The sequence below is a fragment of the Pseudomonas sp. THAF187a genome (genome assembly GCF_009363395.1).
GTDB classification, from domain to species: Bacteria; Pseudomonadota; Gammaproteobacteria; order Pseudomonadales; family Pseudomonadaceae; genus Aquipseudomonas; species Aquipseudomonas khazarica.
Map to the genome: position 1 here is coordinate 1,105,687 of NZ_CP045349.1, position 22,391 is coordinate 1,128,077.

General features: G+C 67.1%; 19 protein-coding genes. 2 read left to right on the forward strand and 17 right to left on the reverse strand.

The window, feature by feature from the left end; translation table 11 throughout:
• Positions 1-70 precede the first annotated feature (70 nt).
• Both FIV02_RS05060 and FIV02_RS05065 read right to left on the reverse strand, forming a co-directional pair.
• Positions 71-1,273, reverse strand: a complete 1,203-nt coding sequence (locus FIV02_RS05060; RefSeq protein ID WP_152487977.1) for a glycosyltransferase family 1 protein — start codon at positions 1,271-1,273, stop codon at positions 71-73.
• Positions 1,274-1,331: 58 nt separating this feature from the next.
• Positions 1,332-2,234 carry a LysR family transcriptional regulator gene (locus FIV02_RS05065; RefSeq protein WP_152487978.1) on the reverse strand — a complete coding sequence of 301 codons (903 nt, stop codon included), beginning with the start codon at positions 2,232-2,234 and terminating at the stop codon, positions 1,332-1,334.
• A gap of 79 nt (positions 2,235-2,313) precedes the next feature.
• Between FIV02_RS05065 and FIV02_RS05070 the strand changes: the two genes are divergently transcribed.
• Positions 2,314-3,423: an SRPBCC family protein gene (locus FIV02_RS05070; RefSeq protein WP_152487979.1), complete on the forward strand. Its 1,110-nt coding sequence runs from the start codon at positions 2,314-2,316 to the stop codon at positions 3,421-3,423.
• Here FIV02_RS05070 and cysZ read toward each other — a convergent pair.
• Both cysZ and FIV02_RS05080 read right to left on the reverse strand, forming a co-directional pair.
• On the reverse strand, positions 3,397-4,161 hold the full coding sequence (cysZ, locus tag FIV02_RS05075) for a sulfate transporter CysZ (protein WP_152487980.1): 765 nt from the start codon (positions 4,159-4,161) through the stop codon (positions 3,397-3,399). The two genes, FIV02_RS05070 and cysZ, sit on opposite strands and share 27 nt — an antisense overlap.
• Before the next feature lie 68 nt (positions 4,162-4,229).
• Positions 4,230-6,197, reverse strand: a complete 1,968-nt coding sequence (locus FIV02_RS05080; protein WP_152487981.1) for a diguanylate cyclase domain-containing protein — start codon at positions 6,195-6,197, stop codon at positions 4,230-4,232.
• 240 nt (positions 6,198-6,437) lie between these two features.
• On the opposite strand from FIV02_RS05080, the gene trxB reads away from it, so the two are divergent.
• Positions 6,438-7,385 (forward strand): thioredoxin-disulfide reductase, encoded by a 948-nt coding sequence (gene trxB / locus FIV02_RS05085; protein ID WP_152487982.1) that lies wholly within the window; start codon positions 6,438-6,440, stop codon positions 7,383-7,385.
• Between the two features lie 81 nt (positions 7,386-7,466).
• Here trxB and FIV02_RS05090 read toward each other — a convergent pair whose 3' ends face one another.
• From FIV02_RS05090 to algK, 13 genes are all read right to left on the reverse strand, one after another.
• A complete protein-coding gene (locus FIV02_RS05090; protein WP_152487983.1) occupies positions 7,467-8,648 on the reverse strand; it encodes an AAA family ATPase in 1,182 nt (393 codons plus the stop codon).
• Between the two features lie 18 nt (positions 8,649-8,666).
• A complete protein-coding gene (locus FIV02_RS05095; RefSeq protein ID WP_152487984.1) occupies positions 8,667-9,038 on the reverse strand; it encodes a hypothetical protein in 372 nt (123 codons plus the stop codon).
• Positions 9,035-9,865: an SDR family oxidoreductase gene (locus tag FIV02_RS05100; protein ID WP_152487985.1), complete on the reverse strand. Its 831-nt coding sequence runs from the start codon at positions 9,863-9,865 to the stop codon at positions 9,035-9,037. Before FIV02_RS05100 ends, FIV02_RS05095 begins: the two co-directional genes overlap by 4 nt.
• Before the next feature lie 89 nt (positions 9,866-9,954).
• On the reverse strand, positions 9,955-10,419 hold the full coding sequence (locus tag FIV02_RS05105) for a multidrug transporter (protein ID WP_152487986.1): 465 nt from the start codon (positions 10,417-10,419) through the stop codon (positions 9,955-9,957).
• Positions 10,420-10,543: 124 nt separating this feature from the next.
• Positions 10,544-11,974 carry a mannose-1-phosphate guanylyltransferase/mannose-6-phosphate isomerase gene (locus tag FIV02_RS05110; protein WP_152487987.1) on the reverse strand — a complete coding sequence of 477 codons (1,431 nt, stop codon included), beginning with the start codon at positions 11,972-11,974 and terminating at the stop codon, positions 10,544-10,546.
• 102 nt (positions 11,975-12,076) lie between these two features.
• Positions 12,077-12,727, reverse strand: coding sequence for an alginate O-acetyltransferase AlgF (locus tag FIV02_RS05115; RefSeq protein WP_037046807.1), 651 nt, complete (start codon positions 12,725-12,727; stop codon positions 12,077-12,079).
• Between the two features lie 25 nt (positions 12,728-12,752).
• On the reverse strand, positions 12,753-13,886 hold the full coding sequence (locus tag FIV02_RS05120) for an alginate O-acetyltransferase (protein WP_152487988.1): 1,134 nt from the start codon (positions 13,884-13,886) through the stop codon (positions 12,753-12,755).
• Between the two features lie 13 nt (positions 13,887-13,899).
• Positions 13,900-15,351: an MBOAT family protein gene (locus FIV02_RS05125; RefSeq protein ID WP_152487989.1), complete on the reverse strand. Its 1,452-nt coding sequence runs from the start codon at positions 15,349-15,351 to the stop codon at positions 13,900-13,902.
• 128 nt (positions 15,352-15,479) lie between these two features.
• On the reverse strand, positions 15,480-16,553 hold the full coding sequence (locus FIV02_RS05130) for a mannuronate-specific alginate lyase (RefSeq protein WP_134678105.1): 1,074 nt from the start codon (positions 16,551-16,553) through the stop codon (positions 15,480-15,482).
• A gap of 10 nt (positions 16,554-16,563) precedes the next feature.
• Entirely contained in the window at positions 16,564-17,994 is a 1,431-nt protein-coding gene (locus FIV02_RS05135; RefSeq protein ID WP_152487990.1) for an alginate O-acetyltransferase, read from the reverse strand.
• Positions 17,995-18,005: 11 nt separating this feature from the next.
• Entirely contained in the window at positions 18,006-19,538 is a 1,533-nt protein-coding gene (gene algG, locus FIV02_RS05140; protein ID WP_152487991.1) for a mannuronan 5-epimerase AlgG, read from the reverse strand.
• 11 nt (positions 19,539-19,549) lie between these two features.
• Positions 19,550-20,995, reverse strand: coding sequence for an alginate export family protein (locus tag FIV02_RS05145; RefSeq protein ID WP_152490089.1), 1,446 nt, complete (start codon positions 20,993-20,995; stop codon positions 19,550-19,552).
• A 14-nt stretch (positions 20,996-21,009) separates the two neighbouring features.
• Positions 21,010-22,386, reverse strand: a complete 1,377-nt coding sequence (algK, locus tag FIV02_RS05150) for an alginate biosynthesis TPR repeat lipoprotein AlgK (RefSeq protein WP_152487992.1) — start codon at positions 22,384-22,386, stop codon at positions 21,010-21,012.
• Positions 22,387-22,391: the final 5 nt, after the last annotated feature.

A 22,391-nucleotide genomic window follows, 5' to 3' on the forward strand; every position in this document is an offset into this window, starting at 1 on the left:
GAACAGCACTACGGCACATCGGGGCTTTTTTGCGTCTGCCGGCGGGCAACGAGCGATCCGCCGGTTGCCCTCACGGGCGGTTGTCGCCTGCCCCAGGAGCCAGTTGCGCATTCACGCTGATTTCCGCCCGTGGCTGCATGGCGTTGCGCAGGTGCTGTTCGAACAGTGCCACGATGCCTTCCCAGCTGAGATGGCTGGCATGCCGGCGGGCATTGAGACGCATGCCGCGCAGGGTCTCGGCGTCCTCCAGCAGTTCGCAGGCTGCGTCGCAGAAACCGGCCTCGTCGGCGGGCCGCGCGAGCATGCCGTTGTGCCCGTGATGGATGTGCTGCGCGGCTGCGGCCTGATCGAACGCCACCACGGCCAGGCTCGAGGCGAGGGCTTCCAGTACCACGTTGCCGAAGGTTTCCGAGAGGCTGGGAAACAGGAACAGGTCGCCGCAGGCGTAGTGCTTCGCCAGCGTCTCGCCGCGTTGCAGGCCGCAGAACAGGGCATCCGGCAGTTGTGCCTGGAGGCTGGCGCGCAGTGGCCCGTCGCCGACCAGGATCAGGCGCATGCGCCTGTGCGGGTGCTTGAGTCGCAGCGCCTGAAAGGCCTTCACCAGCAGCCCCAGGTTCTTCTCCGCCGCCAGGCGACCGACATGCAGCACCGCCAGGTCGTCCGGCCCCAGGCCCCAGCTTTCGCGCAGCGCATCGCAGCGCCGCCCCGGGTGGAACAGCTGGCTGTCGACCCCGCGGGCGAGCAGCGCCAGGCGCTCGAAGTCGCGGCGTTCCAGCTCCACCTTCTGGCCGACACTCGGCACCAGGGTCATCTGTGTGCGGTTGTGGAACCAGCGCAGGTAGTTGGTCATCGCCCGGGTCAGCAGGCCGACGCCGTAGTGACCGGTGTATTGCTGGAAGTTGGTGTGGAAGCCGCTGACCACCGGGATCGCCAGGCGCCTGGCCGCGCGCAGCGCGGAGAGCCCCAGCGGACCTTCGGTGGCGATGTAGAGCACGTCCGGGCGCTGGCGTTTCCAGCGCCGCAGCAGCTTGTGCAGCGAGGACTGGCCCCATTGCAGGCCGGGATAGCCCGGCAGCGGCCAGCCGCGCGTGAGCAGCAGATCGGCTTCGGCCGTCGTGGCCTGATCGGCCTCCTGGCGCGGACGTATCAGTTGCACGCGATGGCCAAGGCCGCGCAGGCCATCGACCAGGCGCCCGAGGGTGTTGGCGACGCCGTTGATCTCCGGCGGGAAGGTTTCGCTGATCAGCGCGATGTGCAGGGACGGTGCGTTCATGTACGCAGTCTCTGCGCGGGTCATGTAGTGAACATGACGCTCGGATGACGCTTGTGTGTCAGAGGCGCAGGCCGTGCAGCTGGTCGCGCAGCCAGATGTGCGCCGGGTCGTGCTGGCGATGGCGATGCCAGATCAGGCTGATCTGCACCGCAGGCATATCCAGCGGCAGGGGCGCGACCTGCAAGCCGAAGATCGGCGCGAAGCTGGCGGCCAGGCGCTCCGGCACCGTGCCAAGCAGGTCGGTCTGGGCGACGATGGCGGGAATCGGCAGGTAGTTGGGCAGGTGCAGGGCGGCCTGGCGTCTGACCCTGGCGGAGCCGAGCACGATCTCCAGCGGCGAGCCGCGTCCGGCGCGTGGCGTGACGATCGCATGGCGGGCCTGCTGGTAGTCCGCGAGGCTGAGGCCGCCGAGGAATGCCGGGTGCTCCTTGCGGCCGATCACTACCAGCCTCTCCTCACGCAACGGGGCGTATTGCAGGTCGGGCGAGTCGAGGTGCAGGTAGTCGATGGCCAGGTCCAGGGTGCCGCTCTCCAGGCGCGCGAGCATGCTGTCGGCATCGTCACTTTGTGCCACCAGTTCCACCTGCGGCGCGACGTCCGCCAGGTGCGCTTGCAGCGTCGGCAGTAGCGCCGCCTGGGCGTAGTCGTTGAGCGACAGATTGAAGACATGCGGCGCATCGGTAGCGAAGGGCTCCGCCGGACCGAGGCCGGACTGCAACAGGTGCAACGCCTGGCGGACCGGCGGATAGAGCGCCAGGGCACGCGCTGTCGGCGTCATGCCACGGGCGGTGCGCTGGAACAGCTCCTCGCCCAGCTGCTGGCGCAGGCGGGCGAGGGCATTGCTCACGGTCGACTGGCTCAGGTGCAGACGCAGGGCGGCACGGGTCAGGTTGCCTTCCTGCATCAGCGCGTCGAAGACCAGCAGCAGGTTGAGGTCGAGCTGGCGCAAATTCGTTATCAAGGATAATGCTCTTTCAGAATATCCATTATTCGAATGATTTGGCCGGACCTAGACTGTTGTCAATCCACAGGAGAGCGCCATGGCCTACAACAACGACAATGCCCAGGCTTTTCGCAGCGACTACCGGGCTGCCATCCATCCGCTGTACAGCCCCTGGCTGCATGCCGCGTTCGTGCTGGCGTACGGCCTGCTTTGCATCGGCCTGCTGTGGCGCTCGCTGGAGGCCGTGGCGCCCTGGCAGTGGCTGCTGATACCCGCGACGCTGGTGTTCTTCAGCTGGGGCGAGTACCAGGTGCACAGGCGCCTCGGCCACAACCGGACGCGCTTCGGCAGGCTCTTCTACAAGCGCCACACGGGCGACCACCACAGCTTCTTCGTCGAGACGCTGATGCCCTACGAGACCGCGCGCGACTGGCGCGTGATTCTGTTCCCGGCCTGGCTGATCGTGCTCTACAGCCTGCCCCTGTTCGCGCTCTGGTGGCTGCTGTCCCGTTTCGATGGCAATCTCGCCGCCTTGTTCGCCGGCAGCATGCTGTTGGGCTACATGAGCTACGAAGTGGTGCATGCCTGCGAGCACCTGCCCGCCGAGCACCCGCTCTCGCGCCTGCCGTGGATTCGCCAGATGCGCCGCCTGCATGCGCTGCACCACCGTCGTGAGCTGATGCATGCGCGCAACTTCGGCATCGTCCATCCGCTGATGGACTGGCTCTACGGCACCCTGCACTGGGAGCCCGAGGCGATTCACCAGCAGAACCGCCAGCAGCATCGCATCCGTGTCGCGTTACCCGCCGAGCAGGTACTGGGCTACGCCGCCGCGCCGGTTCACTGGCCGGACTGGCACCCGTCGTCACTGCGCATCTACGGTCGCGAGGGCGCGTTGCTCGCCGGTGAGCGGTTCGAGGAAGACATCCAGGCGGGTGGGCGCGCCGGGCATCTGCGCTGGGACGTGCTCGACCATCAGCCGGGCCGGTGCTGGCAGGCCAGTGCCCGTGGCGAGCATGGCCTGCACCTGCTGCTGACCTACGCCTGCGTGGAGGAGCAAGGGGGCTGCGAGTTCGTGCGCACCCTCGAGTACGGTTTCGAGGGCTGGCCGATGCGACTGCTCAACGGCCTGTTCATGCGCCGGCGCATCGAGCGCGAGTCGCAGGCCTCCATGCAGGCATTACGTGAGGTCCTGGCCAGCCGCTGATGCCTGCTCGCCGCGCTCGCGTACCCAGAACAGCGTCGCGCCGGCCACGGCGGCCGGCATCATCAGGATGTTCAGCCCCGGCACCAGCAGCGCGGCGTAGGTGATGCCGCCGAAGCTCAGGCTCTGCCAGCGCTTCTCGCGCAGCCAGGCGAGCATGTCCTGCCAGCTCATCTTGTTGTTGTCGGCGGGGTAGTCGATGTACTGGATCGCCATCATCCACACACCGAACAGCAGCCACAGCGGTGCGGCCACGAGGTTGACCAGGGGGATGAAGCTGAGGATCAGCAGGCCGATGGCACGCGGCAGGAAGTAGCCCAGCTTGCGCATCTCGCGGCCCATGGTGCGCGGCACCATGGCCGCCAGTTCGGCCCAGCTGAACGGCGGGAAGTGGTCCTGGCCACGGGCGACCACCTCCACCTTCTCCGCGAGGAAGCCGTTGAACGGCGCCGCGATGATGTTGGCCAGCATGGTGAAGGTGAAGAACACCATCAGCAGCACCAGTACCACGAACAGTGGCCAGAGGATGTACTGCAGAAAGCTCAGCCAGCTCGGCAGGTTGGGCATGAAGGTGTCGACCCATCCGCTGAACTGCTGCACGGCGAAGCCGATCAGCGTGGCGAACAGGAGCAGGTTCACCGCCAGCGGCAGCAGCACGAACAGGCGCAGGCCGGGGCTGAGGATGAGTTTCAGTCCTTGACGCAGGTATTGCGGGCCGGACAGTACGGGGGCGGCGGGCATGGAAGACTCCGGAGTGGTCAATGGGCGCGACCATACCGATTTCAGCGCGCGGGTGAAAGTTCAGTCACTCACTCCTGCGGGGTGCCTTGCGTCGCCGGCCCGATCACGATGTGGCTGCGTTGGCGCTTGGCCAGGTACATCGCGCTGTCGGCCGCCTTGGTCAGCGTGACCGCGTCCTGGCCATCGAGCGGGCACAGGGCGATGCCGATGCTCAGGGTCACGAAGTCGATGCATGTACCGGCGATGTCGAAGGGTTTGCGCAGCGCGGCGATCAGGCGCTCACCGACGATCCGAGCGGTTTCGGCGCTGGCGTTGGAGACCAGCAGGGTGAACTCGTCGCCGCCGAGGCGGTAGAGCTGGTCCGGCTGACGCAGGGCGTGCTGCAGGCGCAGGGCAATGGCGCGCAGCAGCTCGTCGCCGGCGTCATGGCCGAAACGGTCGTTGACCTGCTTGAAGTGATCCAGGTCGATGAAGAACAGCGCCAGCTGCTTGCCCTGGCTCTGGGCCTCGGCGATCTGCTGCGGCAGGTGTTCGAGAAAGGCCTTGCGATTGCCCAGTCCGGTCAGGGTGTCGTGATAGGCCAGGGTGTGCAGCTTGCGCCGCTGCGAGGCCTGGGCACTGACATCGCGGAGGATGCCGCGATACCCACGGAAGGTGCCGTCGGTGTCCTGTATCACCGACAGGCGCGCCTCGAAGTCACCGAGGGTGCCGTCGTGACGCCGCATCGGCGTGCAGAGGGTGCGCAGGCTGCTGTCATCGCGGGCGTTCTGGAAGTACTGCAGGGCCGTCGCCGTATGGCCACGCAGCAGCAGCTGGGTGAAGGGGCGGCCCAGCAGTTCCTCGCTGCTGTAGCCGAGAATCTTCACCATGGCGCCGTTGATGCGCTGGACGTGGCCGTGTTCGTCCACCTCGAAGTAGCCGTCCTGGATCGACTCGAGAATGGCGCGGTCACGCTGTTCGCTCTGCTCCAGGCGCTCGAGCATGCTGTTGAGGGCGCTGCCCAACTGCCCCAGCTCATCCCTGCCGAGGTCCGCCAGCTTCGGCAGCCGGGTCTGCTCGCCGATACCGTCGATCTCCCGATTGAGCACCTCCAGGCGCCTGAGCAGCCAGAACTCCAGGCCCATGTAGACGACCAGGGCGGCACCGAGAACGATGACGAAGCTGATCGCCAGGAAGAAGTGCAAGGCGTCGTGCGCACCGTTGTAGTTGCTGCGCTCGGTGGTGATGCGCAGGGCCAGTTCGGGTGCCTGCCACGGGTTGTCGAGCTGCAGCAGGATGCTCTGGCGTTTGTCGGACAGCAGCTCGCGGGGGCTGACTTCGGCGCCGAGGGGGGCCTCGTGCCTGGGCTGCCAGCCCGTCGTGTCGGTCACGGCGGGGATGAAGGCGACCTGACCGACGAACTGGTGCGCCAGTGAGGTCATGCGCGACGTGGTGAAGAAGCGGCCGGCGATAAAGGCGCCGGCCGCCGGCGCAGTGCCGTCGCTGTCGGTGACGGCACTGCTCAGCAGCAGGGTGGGCACGCCATGGACCAGCAGGAACTGCGCCGTGGTGAAGCGCGGATCGCCCTTGGCGTCGAGGATGCCTGTCGCCGCGCTGCGTGCGTACACGTCGTTGCGCATGTCTTCACGGCTCGGTTCGCCGCCCGGACCCAGGACCAGCAGTTCGCGGGTGTCGAACGTGCCCCAGCGCTCCAGCAGCAGGCGTCCCTGGGCATCGAACATGACCATGAAGTCGAAGTCGTAGTTGTCCAGTTCGGTGTCGTCGAGGTCTTCCTCCAGGTAGCGTTCCACCGGGCTGCGCGCCTGGGCGACCGCGTAGCTCTGGTCCCACCAGCTGTAACTGCGCAGCAGCTGCGCGGCCTGCTCGATGTGGTCGAACAGGATCTGTTGTGCCTTGCTGGCCGCGTCCTGGAGGTTCTGTTCGTCCTGCTGGTCGAAACGGCGCAGCAGCAGGTGGTCCGACAGGAGCTGGACGATCAGAAGGGTCACTACCAGCAGCGGCGCAAAGAGTGAAAACAGGCGTTTGCGCAGGCTCATCGGGGTTTTCGTCCTCGTCGCTACAGCCTCAGTATAGTGAGGCTCCGGGGCCGTGCATGAACGATAGCGCCTCTCTATCCGGGGCATTGGCGATAGGTATTTCCGCCCGTTCAGGCTGCCCGATAGTCTGGGCCGCACCTTCACTTTCGCGGGGCTTTCACTCTTCACAAGCCTTCCCCTAGCGCTTCGAAAGTCCCCTTTTTATTGCAGCCGACGCGACGGGTCGGCGAGGAGTTAGCGATGTCCAGCGTTCGTCACGCCCGCGTCATCATCCTGGGTTCCGGTCCGGCCGGTTACAGCGCCGCCGTGTACGCCGCGCGGGCCAATCTCAAGCCGTTGCTGATCACCGGCATCCAGGCGGGTGGGCAGCTGACCACCACCACCGAAGTGGACAACTGGCCCGGCGATCCCCACGGGCTGACCGGCCCGGCCCTGATGCAGCGCATGCAGGAGCATGCCGAGCGGTTCGAGACCGAGATCGTCTTCGACCATATCAATGCCGTGGATCTGGCTGGCAAGCCCTTCACCCTGGTGGGCGACAGCGCTACCTACAGCTGCGACGCGCTGATCATCGCCACAGGCGCCAGTGCGCGTTACCTGGGCCTGCCCAGCGAGGAGGCCTTCATGGGGCGCGGCGTGTCGGCCTGCGCCACCTGCGACGGCTTCTTCTATCGCGGTCGTGAGGTGGCGGTGGTCGGTGGGGGTAACACGGCCGTCGAGGAGGCGCTGTACCTGGCCAACATCGCCAGCAAGGTGACGCTCATCCACCGCCGCGATACCTTCCGGGCGGAGAAAATCCTCCAGGACAAGCTGCGTGCGCGCATCGCCGAGGGCAAGATCGAGCTGCAGCTCAATGCCGAGGTCGACGAGGTGCTGGGCGATGCCGGTGGCGTCACCGGTGTGCGCCTGAAGCAATACGGCGGCGCGTACCGCGAGCTGAGTGTGGACGGTCTGTTCGTGGCCATCGGGCATACCCCCAATACCGGCCTGTTCGACGGCCAGCTGGCCTTGCAGGATGGCTACCTGGTGGTCGACGGCGGCCGTGCGGGCAATGCCACCGCGACCAGCGTCGCCGGCGTGTTCGCCGCCGGTGACGTGGCCGACTCGGTCTATCGCCAGGCGATCACCTCGGCCGGTGCCGGCTGCATGGCCGCGCTGGACGTGGAGCGCTATCTCGACGGGCTCTGAGGCCTTAACCGCGTCGCTCGCGGTCGTCGCAGGCGCCAGCTCGCCGGCCCACAAGCTCCTGCGGGGCTGCGCTCGGGCTGTTCAGTCCGGCCAGTGCCATGGCGGCTCGTCCAGCATGCCCTGGCCGCGGATGCAGGTCTGGCCGAGCTGCTTGTCCAGCTCCAGGATGTTGCATTCGGGGCTTTCCCTGAGCGTGGCGATCAAGCGGCTGGCGTGGGACACGACCCACACCTGGGTCTGCCGCGAGGCCGCGATGATCAGGCGCCCGAGCGCAGGCAGCAGGTCCGGGTGCAGGCTGGTTTCCGGCTCGTTGAGTACCATCAGCGAGGGTGGCCGTGGCGTGAGCAGGGCGGCGACCAGCAGCAGGTAGCGCAACGTGCCGTCGGACAGTTCGGCGGCTCCCAGCGAGCGCAGCAGGCCCTCCTGGTGCAGCTCGACGACGAAGCGCCCGCCGGCCTGGAAGTCGATGCGCAGGCGGCTGCCGGGGAAGGCGTCGTCGATGGCGGCGTCCAGTGCGGCGGGGTCACCGATCTCGCGGATGGTCTGCAGGGCTGCGGCGAGGTCGCGGCCATCGTGATGCAGCACCGGCGTGCGGGTGCCCAGCTGTGGCTGCCGTGCCGGCGCGTCGGCGTCGCTGCGGAAATGATCGTAGAAGCGCCAGCGGCGTATGGTTTCCCGGAGCTGGAAGACTTCCGGGCAACCGGGGTCGTTGCCGATCTGATCGAACAGGCTGTCGTAGTTCGGGACGTGCTGGGCCAGTACCTCCCAGCTGCGTCCCTCACGCATGCGCACCATGGGGCCGGCGCGATCCACCAGCAGCGACGCCGGTCGGTAGCTGGCACCGGCCCAGATGCACTCGCGCTTGATCTCCGGGTCGAGGGCGAACGCGCTGGGCGTGGTGCGATCCTCACCCGAGTTCGACTCGGGAAGGCCCAGGGCGATGCTGTAGCCGAAATCATCCCCGACGAACCCCAGGCGCAGGCGCATGGCGCCCTGTCGCGGGCCACCCTGCACGGCTACCTCGCCATTGCGCATGCGCCGGGACACCTTCTCCGGGCCGGCCCAGAAACTCGACTCCAGGCCGCCTTCCCGGGCCAGGGCGTTGACCACGCCGCCTTGCGCGGTCTCCGCCAGCAGGCGCAGGGCGCGATACAGGTTGGACTTGCCGCTGCCATTGGCGCCCGTGATCAGGTTGAGCCGCCCCAGCGGTAGGATCAGGCGGTTGATCGAGCGGTAATTGGCAACGGCGAGGGTGTGCAGCATGAGTGTCGTCCTGACGGGTTAGCGGCGGCCATGGCGCGGCGCAAAGGCCCACCAGGCCAGCAGCGGGTAGCACAGGTAGTGCAGGCTGAAGAGAAACAGGCCCATGGGGCTGGGTGTGTCCTGCAGGTACATCATGCCCAGCAGACCCAGGTAGAGCAGCCCCAATACGCCGCCATAAAGCGCCGTGAAGCGCCAGCGCTCCGCGTTGCTGGGCGCACGCCCCTGGCGCCAGTGGAACACCAGCGCCAGGCCGGCGGCGATGGCGGCGGCAATCAGCAGGGTGGTGATCATACCGCCGAGGCGCACGAAGGTGCGCAGCAGCAGATTGAGCAGCACGGCCATGATCACGCCGGCAGCGGCGTAGTAGCGCAGGTGCAGGGGCTCGCTCATAGCGCCTTGGCCAGGCCGAAGCGTTTGCTCAGAACCCGTTGCAGCAGCGCGCGCGGCAACAGCGCGGCGAGCAGGGGCAAGGCGCGGCTGCCGTTGCCCAGGCGCAGCAGGCGCGGGCGCTTGTCGCGCTGGACGGCGGCGAACAGGTGCGCGGCAAAATCGCTGGCCGGGGTCGGGTTGTCCTGCGAGGCCCTGGCGCGTGCGCGAATGCCCTCGCGCAATGGCCACCAGGGCGAATCCTCGCGAATCAGGGCTTCGGCCTGTTGGCTGGCGCTGGCGCCGAAACTGGAGGCGATGGCGCCGGGCTGCACTTCCATCACCTCGATGGCGAAGGGCGCCAGTTCCATGCGCAGTGCATCGCTCAGGGCATGCACCGCCGCCTTGGAGGCGCAGTAGGCGCCGGCGAAAGGGGTGACCAGGATGGCCGACACGCTGCCGATGTTCACCACCAGGCCACGACTGCGGTGCAACAGGGGGAAGAACGCACGGGTGACGCCGACGATGGCGAACACGTTGGTCTCGAACTGCTGGCGCATGGCGTCCACGCCACCGTCGAGCAGCGGGCCCATGGCGCCATAGCCGGCGTTGTTGATCAGGACGTCGAGGCCGCCGATCTCCTCGCCCAGGCGTTCGGCCAACTGCTGCAGAGCTTCGCCATCGTTGACGTCGAGCGCTACCGCATGAAAGCCGGCCTGCTGCAGTTCGGCCAGGTCGGACGCCTTGCGTGCCGTGGCCCAGACGGCATAGCCGCCGGCCTTGAAGGCATCGGCCAGGGCGCGGCCGATGCCGCTGGAGCAGCCGGTTATGAGGACGCTGGGTTGAGGCATGCGCGGGACTCCCTGAGACGCGAATGGGGCTGCAGCTTAGCAGCCACGGCTGCAGTCATGGCCAACGTCCGCTGCCGGTGTTTCTGCGTTCATGGGACGAACCTGCCCTGCAGGCGCTCGGCGCGAAACTCCAGCGTGGACGGGCGATAACCGCTGCGCAGATCGGGCACGGGCAGGCAGTCGTTCCAGCTGGCGCCCGGCAGCAGTTCACCCGGGCCGCTGTAGCGTGGTGACTCGTACAGGCGTTGGGCCAGGTTGGTGGCGTTGCCGGGGCGGTAGGCGGCGACTTCCCAGCGCAACTCGAGCAGGGCGGCATCGCTGCCGTTCCTGAGTGCGATGGCCAGCGGGCGGTCGGCGGGGCAGCGCTGCGGGTCGTAGTTCAGGCGCAGTTCGAGGTGGGCGAGGTAGCGCTCGTCGCGGCTTTCCTGCCAGAGCACCCAGGTGGCGACCAGGCCGAGCCCGAGCAGCGCCGCCATGGAAACCGGCAAGGCCTTGCCCGGATAGCGGATCAGCAGGATCAGCCAGGTAATGACGAGTGCGACACCGAACAGCATGAGAACAGCCCTGATTGAAGTCTGCGCTCATCGTACACAAGCTGTCGTCGCACGGGTAACCGCCGAGGCGTTACCGGGGATGTGCGCAGGAGCCGGCAGGCCGGCTCCTGCGTGGGGCGCTTACCTAGCCATGTGCCGCCACCGCGTCGCTGCGGCCGTAGACATCCTCCAGGCGCTCGATGTCGTCTTCGCCCAGGTAGGTGCCGGACTGCACCTCGATGATCTCCAGCGGGATTTTGCCCGGGTTGGACAGGCGATGCACCGAGGTCATCGGGATATAGGTGGACTGGTTCTCGGTGAGCAGGAACTCGCGGTCGTCGCAGGTCACGCGGGCGGTGCCGGATACCACGATCCAGTGTTCGGCACGGTGGTGGTGCATCTGCAGCGACAGCTGCGCCCCCGGCTTGACGGTGATGTGCTTGACCTGGAAGCGACCGCCCATGTCCACCGAGTCGTACGAGCCCCAGGGGCGGTAGACGGCACAGTGGTTCTGGGTTTCGCTGCGGCCTTGCGCGTCGAGCTTGCCGACCAGCTTCTTGACGTCCTGCACGCGGTCCTTGTGCGCCACCATCGTGGCGTCCTTGGTCTCCACCACGACGATGTCGTCCAGGCCGAGCACCGACACCAGCTTGCCGTTGCCGTGCACCAGGCAGTTGCGGCTGTCTTCCAGCAGCACGTCGCCGCTGACCACGTTGCCGGCGGCGTCCTTGTCGTGCACTTCCCAGATCGACGACCAGCTGCCGACGTCGTTCCAGCCTGCCGACAGCGGCACCACGCAGGCGCGATCGGTCTTTTCCATCACCGCGTAGTCGATGGAGTTGTCCGGGCAGCAGGCGAAGGTGGCCGGGTCGATGGCGATCTGCTCGCCCTCGCGCAGGCTGCGCTCCAGGGCCAGCAGGCAGGTGTCGTAGATATCCACGTCATGCTGCTTGAGTTCTTCCAGGAAGCGGCTGGCGCGGAACAGGAACATGCCGCTGTTCCAGTAGTAGTTGCCGCTCGCGACGTACTCGGAGGCACGCTTGGCGTCGGGTTTCTCGACGAAGCTGGAGACCCGTGCGACGCCGTCCGGCAGCTCGCCGTCGGTCTCGCCGAGGATGTAGCCGTAGCCGGTCTCCGGGCGGTTGGCCGGTACGCCGAACAGCACCATCTCGCCTTTCTCGGCGGCCACGGTGGCCAGTGCCAGCGCCTGGCGGAAGGCTTGCTGGTCATCCAGCACATGATCGGCCGGCAGCACCAGCATCAGTTCGTCGCGACCTTCGGCCACCAGTTGCAGGGCTGCCATGGCGACGGCCGGCGCGGTGTTGCGGCCGAAGGGTTCGAGCAGCAGCAATTGCGCCTGCTGGCCGATCTGCTCCAGCTGCTCCTGGACGATGAAGCGGTGTTCCTGGTTGGACACCAGCACCGGAGGCTGCATGCCCTCGATGGACAGGCGCTGCAGGGTTTGCTGGAACAGCGTCTGCTCACCGGTCAGGGCGAGGAACTGCTTGGGGTACAGCTTGCGCGAAAGAGGCCAGAGTCGCGAGCCGCTGCCACCGGAAAGGATGATAGGGGTCATGGTTGTGTCTCTCCTGAACGATTGATCAAGTGGTTTGCCCGTGTCGTGTCGGTGCGACGTGTACCCGCCGTTTTCCTTGTTCTGCAGAAGCCGTGGATGGCCTCAGCCATCGATGGGGCGCTTGACCCAGACCGGCGACAACTTGCCCTGGGCGCCGGTGACGAACAGGCTGACCACCTCGCCGCGCTCCAGCGTGACCGGCTTGAGGTCGGCGACCTTGCGCTCGCCTTCGAACAGCGCCAGGCCGACCTTCACCGGGTTGATCTCGCGGTCACCACGGCCATCGGGTGCGACGTCGGCGACCACGGCGGTCTTGCCGTCGGCGGTCTTCAGGCTGAGGGTGCTGTCGCTGAGGTTCTGCACGCGCAGCATGGCTTTCTGCCGGCTGGTGAAGGGCGGCTCCTCGACCAGACGCGGCTTGGCGCCGCTCTGGCTGACCAGGGTGTAGTAGTGCTCGGGTTGCAGCTGCACCGGCATCTGCGCAGTGCCGACCTGAGCCTGGTAGCTGCCCGCCGGGAGGAATTTGAAGTCGCTGGAGCCCAGCGGCGAGATCTGCTTGAGCTGGGTCTGGCCGACGCTGACATCGAGTTCGGCGCTGCTGGCGTTGTACGCACGGACGAAGGCCGAGCCCTTGGGCGCCTTGGGCCCGTAGAGCGCGCCGTCATCGGCCGCGTGTGCCTGCAGCATGCCGAGGCCGAGGGCCAGCGCGCAGGTACCCAGGGTGAAGCGGCGCAGGGTGGTTGGTTTGGTCATTGGATAGTCCTCCTTGGGGGATGAATCAGTGACTGGCCGCAGCCAGCCCCTGGCGCTCGCCGCCCGCCTTGAGGGCGGCGAGCCATTGCGGGTCGAAATCGGTGAAATCGCTGGTCATCGGCAGGTAGCGCTCGGGGAACTCCCAGATCACCAGCTGCGGCGGGTTGTCCGCGAATTCCTCGCTCTGCAGGTACTTGAGCATCGGCACCAGCGGGCCTTCGCCTTCCTCGGCGTAGTTGCCGAGGTCACGCTGCAGGTGCTGGCGCAGCGCGCCGGCGAAGTTCCAGGCCGGGTTGGCGCTGTAGCTGGTGCCGACCAGGGCCACCGGCATGTCGCTGTCGGCGAACAGGTCGTCGCTGCTGGCCTGGGCGCTGTGGGTTTCGCGCTGTTGCAGCTGATCGGCTCGCGGCAACAGGCTTTCGAACAGCGGCGCCAGGGGCAGGAAGCGGGTCAGGTCGCCCTGGTGCGCGCGGGTCTCGACGGTCTCGGTCACGAACCGCTGGGGTTCGCCACGCAGCTGCACCGCGCTGCGCACCACGTCGCTCAGGGCGCGTGCGGTGACATCGGCGCCCTGAGGCGTCCAGTGGGTATCGGTACGCAGGAACATCTGCGCCTTGCCCTTGCCGGCCAGCAGCGGGCCGAGCAGGTCGGGCGCGGCGATTCCGGCATTGCGCACGGCGCGGTGGAAGCGCGGGTAGAGGCTGGTCTGCAGGGCGCTCGGGTGGTGCTCGCCGGTGTGTTCCGGATACAGGCGGGTCTTGGCCGGGAGGATGGCCAGCACCAGGTGGATGTCGCGCTGCTCCAGCTGGCGCTGCACGCCCCGGATCAGCGCCAGGTTGTCGCGCATCTGGCGCTGGGCGTCGGGCACCGGGTCGAACTCCTCGTCCGAGTACAGCCAGCCGCCGTCACCGATCACCAGGCCGCTGCGCCCTTCACCGAAGGCCAGGTACTCCAGCGCTGCCCACAGGTTGATGCCGGCCTGCTTCAGGGGAAACTGCTCGTCGTAGTGCTGCTCGATGCTCTTGGCCAGGCCGCCATCCAGTACGCTGGGCTTGGCCGGCATGCGGTAGTCGGCGAGATTGGCCAGCGCGAGCAGGCTGACGGGCAGCAGGAGCAGGCTGAACAGTACGACGTAGAGCGTCTTGATGGGGCGGTTCATCATCGGCCTCCGTTCAGAACTGGAAGTAGAGGAAGGGGGAGTAGCTCTGCGCCGAGAGCTTGAGCAGCGAGGCGCAGAACAGCAGGAGCAGCGCGCCACGCAGGGCGACCGTGCGCATGTCCACGGCCTGCAGGGCAGCGCCGGCGCCGGCCAGGGTCATCCCCGGCGCGTGGCGACGACCGGCGAGGAACTGCCGGGCGCCGCACAGGGCGATCACCACCCAGGCCAGGAGCAGCGTGCTCATCTGCAGGCCGGTGATGCGCGCCAGGGTCAGCTCGCTCAGGCGCCAGTCGTCGAAGGCGAACAGGGCGGCGTACATGCGCCCGGCGACCTCGAGGTTCTCGGCGCGGAAGATCACCCAGCCGAGCATCACCAGCAGCAGGGTGAAGGCCCACTTGAACAGATTGAACTGGGTGGCCGCGGCCTTCACGCCCAGTGCGCGTTCGATGGCCAGCCAGGTGCCGTGCCAGGCGCCCCAGATCAGGAAGGTCCAGTTCGCGCCATGCCAGAAACCGCCCAGCAGCATGGTCAGAAACAGGTTGCGGTAGGTGTTGAAGGTGCCGTGGCGGTTGCCCCCCAGCGGTACGTACAGGTAGTCGCGCAGCCAGGTGGACAGGCTGATGTGCCAGCGTCGCCAGAATTCGGTGATCGACTGGCTGATGTAGGGCTGGTTGAAGTTCTCCATGAAGCGGAAGCCCATCATCAGGCCCAGGCCGATGGCCATGTCGCTGTAGCCGGAGAAGTCGAAGTACAGCTGCGCGGTGTAGGCGACCATGCCCAGCCAGGCCTCGCCGGTGGTCGGGTTGTCCAGCGCGAAGCAGTGGTCGACCAGCGGTGCCAGGCTGTCGGCGATGAATACCTTCTTGACGAAGCCCTGCATGAAGCGCGTGGCGCCTTCGGAGAACTTGTCCAGGCTGTGCGTGCGGTCGGTGAACTGGTCGGCCAGGTCCTTGTAGCGCAGCACGGGGCCGGCGATCAGCTGCGGGAACAGGGCGATGAACGCGGCGAAGTTGATCAGGTTGCGCGTGGGTTCGGTGTCCTTGCGGTACACGTCGATCAGGTAGCTGATCGACTGGAAGATGTAGAAGGAAATACCGATCGGCAGGATCACCTGGGTCAGCACGAACGGCTGCATGCCGGCGGCTTCCAGCAGGGCATTGATGTTGGCCACGCCGAAGTTGGCGTACTTGAAATAGCCCAGGGTGGCCAGGTTGCCGATCACCCCCACGGCCACCCAGCGGCGCGCTGCCTGGGTGCCGGCATGCGCCTGGATACGCAGGCCGAAGAGGTAGTTCCACAGCGTCACGGCGGCGAACAGCAGGAGGAAGTCCACCCGCCACCAGGCGTAGAAGGTGTAGCTGCCGATCAGGATCAGCAGGTTGCGCCCGCGGTTCGGGCACAGGTAGTACAGGCCGAGGAAGATCGGCAGGAACAGGAACAGAAATACGTTGGATGAAAAGACCATCCGTGCTTCTCCGTGAACAGCCGGGGCAGCGCCCCCCTTTCCCCCCGCGAGCGGAGGGTTTGTTTTGCTACGTGTAGGAGCCGGCTTGCCGGCGATCGGCTTCTGAAAGCATCGCCGGCAAGCCGCCTCTAGGGTTTTTCGAACACCTGCGTCACCTCGCCACCGAGGCGGAAGCTGTTGAACGGCCCCCGCTCCTGGTTCAGCTCGCGGGTCTGCTCGTCACAGGCATAGAGGCTGCAGTAAGGCGCCAGCCAGGCGTACTTGTAGTCCTTGTGCAGCTCCGCCATGTCCTGCTCGGCGCCACTGCGACGGGCAAAGGCAGCGGGGTCGCGGGCACCTTGCAGCACCCGTTCGGCCAGGCGTTGCAGGGCGCCGTGATTGGCGTCGCGCAGGTCGACATCGTTGGCCTGGGCGAATGCGGCGATCATCGCCAGCGGCGGCAGGGCGTAGTTGTGGTACGCCAGGGCGCGCTGACTGCGACGCATCTCGTTGGCCAGGTAGCCGTCGGCATCGACCTGGCCGGCGGCGACGCGGAACTGCTCCACTGACCAGTCGAACAGGTCGCGGCGATCGGCGATGACGGCCACCGCCATCACCGACCAGGCGGCCCAGTAGCTGTGGTTGTTGATCTTGCGCAGCGGCAGGCCGCTCCATTCGCGCACCGTGTGCTCGGCCAGGCGGGTGAACCAGGCCTCGATGCGCGCGCTCTGCTGCGGGTAGGCCGCCAGCGGCTGCGACTCGGAGAACTTCAGGCGCAGCCAGGCGCCGGCGAGGCTGCCCAGCGCCCATTTGCGCATCGACTTGCCAGTGTGGTTGAACTGCTCGGACTCCAGGGCATCGGCGCTGGCCCACTGGTCGAGCCACTCCACGGCGCAGTCCAGGTGGCCCTGCTGGCCGGTGCGCATGTAGTAGGTGATCATCCGTCCGGCTTCCTTCTCCAGGCGGGTGATGTTCGCGGTCTGCTCGCGGAAGTTCTTCTCGGCCTTGCGGTTGAGCGTGGCGCGCGCGCTGTTCGAGCCTTCGTACTTGCTGGTGAACTGCAGGTCGCCGGTATAGGGACGGGGCACGGCCTGGCAGCTGGGCGCTTCGCCGCCGCGCTGGCCGACGGCGGCGTGGTAGCCGGGCGGCGGTTGTAGCGCGGCGAAGGCCGGGGCGCTGAGCAGCAGGCTCATGAGCGTGAGTGGGGCGAGTCGCATGGGCATGGTGGCCTCCTCAGTCGTCCGCGCCGTGCCGGGCGACCTGCTGGGCGGCGCCACCCGGGCGCTGGCACAGGCTGGCCTGGACTTTCAGGTCGTCGTCGCTGTCTGCGGGTTTCTCGATTTCCAGGGCGAAGAAGTTCTCGTCGCCCCAGCCCGGCTCGTCACGCAGTTCGACGGCGAAGCGTCCGTCGGTGTCGACGGTGTTGGGTTTCTCCAGCTTGATCTGCTCGCGGCGGCCGTTGAGGTACCAGATGGTGGCGTCGACGCGCTTGACCGACGGATCGCTGAAGCGCAGGTCGAGCTGGTGGCGATTGCCGGCCAGGGTCAGCAGCTTGTTCTTGCCGTTGACCAGCACCTCGTTGCTGCCGGGATGCAGGCGCTTCTCGCTGCTGAGCAGCTCGGTCTGGCCTGCGCAGCCGTTGTTCAGGGTGGCCATCAGCTGGCGGTGGATCTTGTCCGAGGCGAGGTCGTACAGCGGCGAGAACTCCCAGATGAGAATCTGCGGCGGGTCGTTCTGGAACGACTCGCTGCCCAGGTATTCGAGCATCGCGCCTTCCAGGCCACCGCCCGGAAAGGCGGCGTTGAGCACGTCGGTGCCCAGGTACTCTTCGAGGAAGCCGCCGAAGTTGTAGTTCTTGCCGCTGTGGCTGGTGCCGACCAGGGTGATCCTCGGGCTGCTCTCGTCGCCGAACAGGGCGTCGCCATCGCTGGCGTCCTTGGGTTCGGTGATGAACTGGTCGACGTACTGCACCGCGTAGCCGGTGCCGCACAGCTGGCTGGCGACGTTCTGCATGGTGCCGGTCTTGCCCATCAGGCCGACGCGCTGGGTGACGAATTCCTTGCGCGGGATGTCCTCGAAGCCGGGAATGCGCTTGATCGTTTCGGCCACCAGGCGCGCGGTGCGTTCGGCGCCATAGGGTGTCCAGTGCTGGTCGCGGCGGAAGTAGAAGTCCTGCTCGCTGTGTTCGTCGGTGAGGCCGCTCAGGTCGGGGACCCAGATCCCCAGCTGCTCGAAACGGTTGAGGGCCTGGCGGTAGTTGCGCAGGGCCTTGTCGTAGTCGAAGCGCTGGTAGTCGGCGGGGCGCAGCTTGTCGCGATTGACCAGGCCACGGGTCGGTTGGTAGACCACCACCAGCTCGACGCCGCGCTGCTTGAGGCCGTCGCGCAGTTCCTTGAGGCGGCGATAGCCGACCTCGCTGGTGCCGAATTCGGTGCGCAGGTCTTCCACGCTGCGGAACAGCCAGCCTTCGTCGGCATCGAGCAGGGTGACGAAGTTCTTCATGTAGTTGCTGGTGTAGCGGCTGGCGTCGTGCGCTGCCGGGCACAGCGAGCAGCAGTCCTCGACCTGATACTGCGGCGCCTGCCGCTCTTCGGCTTGCAGCGCCGTGCTGGACAGGGCGCAGGCCATGCTCAGGGAGAGGAGTTTGAAGGGCGATGGTGTCATCTTTGGCCTCATCAATTGGTCAGTTTCTCGGGCTCGATCGGGTCGATCAGCACGGGCAGGCGCTGGCGCACCATGAGGTCGAGAATCTCGTCCTGCTTCTCGCCGAGAATCCCGGCCAGCTGGATGCCGCTGGCCTTGCTCGGCGCGAGCATCTTCACGCGGTACATCTCGACGGAAAGCGGCGAGTCGATGTTGATCGGGCTGGAGCCGTTGCCGGCCAGGGTGCCGCCGACGATGATCATCGAGATCTTGGTGTCGAACGGGTCCAGTTCCAGGTCGCGGTCGGTGTTGCTCAGGTCCTTGATGTGGCCGTACACGCCGGTCAGCTGGTTCATCGCCGACAGGTTGTCGTAGAGGCGGATGTTCTCGCTGTTGCGGATGCGGATGCCGTGGCGCCGGTTGCGCAGCACCTGGTTGCCCCACAGCAGGTTGTCGCCGCTCTCGTACAGCGTGATGCCGTCGGAATGGTTGCCGTGCACGCGGTTGTAGGCGATCAGGTTGCGCACGCTGCTGCGGTCGATCACCACCCCGGAGAGCTTGTTGTCGTAGCTCTCGTTGTTGATGATCCAGCTGTCGTTGACCTCGCGCGAGATGATGATGCCGTGCTTCTTCTTGGTGCCGAACACGGTGTTCTCGGCGATGATCAGGCCGTGCGAGCGGTCGTGCGGGTCGATGCCGTAGACGATGTTGTCGCGGTAGGTGTTGCCCTTGATCACCACGTTCTGCGCTTCGTAGCAGTAGAAGCCGTACCAGTGGTCGACGAACTCCGAGTCGATCAGCCAGCCGGTCGGCTCTGCACGCTGCAGGCGCTCGTGCATGTTCGGCGTGTACTGGGTGATCGACACGCCGTAGGACTTGGAGTTGTCGTAGCCCAGGCTGGTCAGCACGCTGCTGGCGATGTACAGCTCGCTGCCGCCCCAGGACACCAGGAAGGGGCGAAACTCCTTGGCCTCGCGGAAGGTCGCCGGGCCGTTGTCCGCCTCGCGCCAGGCGGTGACGCGGGTGTCGGTGAGGAACATCAGGCCGTCGTTGACCAGAAACGCGCCGCGTTCCTGCGACAGGCGCAGCTCGCGGGTTTGCTTGCCAACGTGCAGCGCGGCGCCCGCGGCGACGACGATGGGCAGGCGGGCGATGTACACGCCCGGTGCCTGCTCGGCGAACTGGCTGTCAGGCAGCGCCTCGGCCAGGTCCTGGGCGGTGACCAGGCCGCCTTCGATGAAGATCGCGTGGGGCATGCCTTGCTGGCGCTCGATCCATTCGCGCAGGCGCTCGTTGCCCCCGGTGAAGTCCTTCAGCGCGTCCTGGCGCAGCATGCGCCGCACCACCACCTTGCCCTTGTGCCCGCGTGGAATCTTCGCCAGCACGGCGTCCTTGGTGTAGCCGGACAGGTCCGGCAGCTTGGGCGTTTCCATGTGCAGCTCCTCGGCCGGAGCGCTGCGCACGCGGTAGTCGAACTGGTGGTGCTGCGGGTTGGCCTGGGCCAGCGGCACGCCGAGGCACAGCGCGCCGAGCAGCAGGGGTAGGGCTAAGCCGTTGGGTTGCATGGTCCGATCCCTCAGAAGCGCCAGATGAAGTCGACGAAGGCGCGGTGCATCACCGAGTCGGTGCCGCTGCCATAGGCATCGCCGGGCAGGAACACGCCGGCGCGCAGACGTACCAGTGCCGAGCGCTCGTCCAGCTGTTCGGCCACAGCGGCTGGCAGCAGGCCCTGCTTGAAGTAGCGGGTGAGCACCAGGTCGAATTCCTGGCCGATGTCTTTCTCGCCGGCTTGCAGCGGCGCGGTGATGCCGCTGTCACCAACGTCCTGATCGTCATCGACGCGCCAGAAACGGTGGTAGACGACGCTGGCGTCGTAGTCCTCGCCCAGCTGCCAGGAGCTGAATGCACTGGCCACCTGCAGGTTGGAGAGCTCGCCGCGGAAGGCCTCGCCGTAGCGGTGCAGGCGCGATTCGACGCCGGTGAAGTTGGCACGGTTGCTCTGCAGGCCGGTCTGCATGAACTGGTGCGAGGTATCGTCATCGCCACCGCCGCTGCCACGGGCGTAGGCAGCGCCGACCTTCCAGTTGTCGTCGAGGCTGTAGCGCAGGCCCAGGTCGATTGCCCAGGCGTCGACGTCCTGGCTGCGCGAGCCGGTGGCCAGGCGCTCGTCGCCGACCACCTGCTGTTGCAGCTGATCGGTGTCGCCCTGCAGCCAGGTCAGCTGCGCCCAGTAGTTGAGGCGGTTGCGCGAGTTGCGCTCGAAGAAGCCGCCGTCGGCGTGCACGCCGAACCAGGTGAGGTCGCCGGTGTAGCGCTTGCTCAGCTCGTCGATGCGCTCGCCGGGGTTGGCCAGGTGGCCGTCGTCGCGGCTGTGGTGCAGCTTGGCGCCGATGCGATGGCCGGGCGTCCACTGGTAGTCGAGGCCGGCGAAGACGTGCTGGCGATCCTCGTCTTCGGGCGCCAGGTCGTCGAGGTCGGTGCGGTAGTCGGAGAAGCGCTCGGCGACGCCGACGGTGGCTTGCAGCAGGGTGGTGTCGAAGCGCCAGTTGATGGCCTCGATATTGGTGTCCCACCAGGTGCCTTCGTCACTGCGCAGGCGCTGGCGCCCGACGCGCAGGTGCTCGCCGGGGTACGCGGTGAGGCCGGCGTAGTCGACCCAGAATTCGCGCAGCGCCAGGTAGCTCTTGTCCGGCTGACGGGCGTCGTTGCCTTGCTCGCTGGTTTCGCCATCGTCCTGCAACGGGTCGGTCTCGATGGTGTCGGTGGCGGTCACCGCCTGGCCCATGGCGAAGGCGCTCCAGTTGCCACGCTCGCCGTAGACCCAGGGCCGAACGTCGAGGCCGAGGCCGTTGACGTCACCACCACTGCGGGTGCCCAGGTCGCGGTCGTCTTCCGATTGCGCGGTGATCTTCACGTCCAGGCCGAAGTTTTTCGTTGCATCCGCCGCCCAGACGGGGGCGGTGCTGGCTGCCAGCAGGCTGGCGCCCAGTCCCAGTTGACTGACGATACGGTTTAGCTGCATGCGGGCATCCTTGTTCATGGCTGGCTGACCTGCAGGGCGGCCTGCTGCTGCAGGACGATGCCGCGAGCATCGCGCTCCTCGCGCAGCAGGCGCTGGCCCTCGGCCAGTTGCGCCGGGGTCAGGCTCTCGGCGACCGCGTGCGCCAGCTCGAAGGTCGGCGGCGTGTTGCGCGGCAGGGCCAGCTGGCTGAAGACGTAGGCGTTGACCGGGTTGGGCTTGACGCCACGGCCCTGGCTGAACATCTGCGCCAGGGCGAAATCGGCGCTGAGCTGGCCGGCGCGCGCAGCGCTGAGCAGGTGGTCCAGGGCCTGCTGGGCGTAGACCTCGCCGAGGTAGCCACGCAGGTAGAGCTGTCCCAGGTAGTAGTTGGCGCTGGGCTCGCTGGGCGCGGCCTTGCGCAGGTGCTGCTCGGCCTTGTGCGGCTCTTTCGGCAGCAGCTTGCCTTCGTAGTACAGGCGCCCCAGCAACAGCTCGGCGCGCGGCAGGGCGGCTTCGCGGCCCTTGTCCAGGTAGCCGAGCAGGGTCTCGGTATCGCCCTGCGCCGGGTAGTCGTAGAGCAGGCGCGCCAGGCTGACCCAGGCCGCCGGGTAGTCCGGGGCGATGGTTTCGAGCAGGTCCTGAGCACGTTGCGGCTGCGGCTGGCCGAGCTCGGCGTCGCTGAGCACTTGGGCCACGGACTCGACCTGGTTGGGCGAGACAGTGCCCGTGCGGTAGCCGGCCAGCAGTTGCTCGAGCAGCGCTTCGCGGTCGTCTTCGCGATTCTGCTTCTGGTACACGGTCGCCAGTTCCACATAGCAGGCGTCGTTGCTGGCCAGGCGGGCCTGGCAGATGCGTTCGATCTCGCCCAGGTGCTGGTCGTAGGTGCCATCGGTGCGGTACAGGAGAATCTGCGCCAGCTCGGCCTGCGGCCGGCCTTCCTGGCGCCAGTCTTGGATACGTTGCGCGATGTTCATGGCGGGAAAGTCCTGTGGGTAGAACAGGTAGAGTTCGGTCAGCGGCAGCAGCGCGCTCGGCTCGCCGGCGCGGCTGGCGCTTTCCAGCAGCTCGGCGGCTTCCTGGCGCTCGGCCAGGCTGCTGCCGGGCTTGCGTGCCAGCAGCTTGCCGAGGCGTGCCTTGGCCCGTGGCGAACCGTCCAGGGCCTGGCGATAGATGCGCTCGGCCTCATCCAGATCCTGGTCCTGGCCGCCGGCCGCGTAGATATCGGCCAGGCCGATCTGCGCGTCGCTGTAGCCCATCTCGGCGAGTTGACGGAAATGCCATTCGGCAGTCTGCTGGTCGCCGCTGTGCAGGGCTTCACGGGCCAGGCGCTCGTCCGGCAGGCCGGCGCAACCGGCCAGCGTGGCGCCGACGGCCAGGCCGAGCAGGGCGGGGCGAAGAAGGGGCATGCTCACGGCGA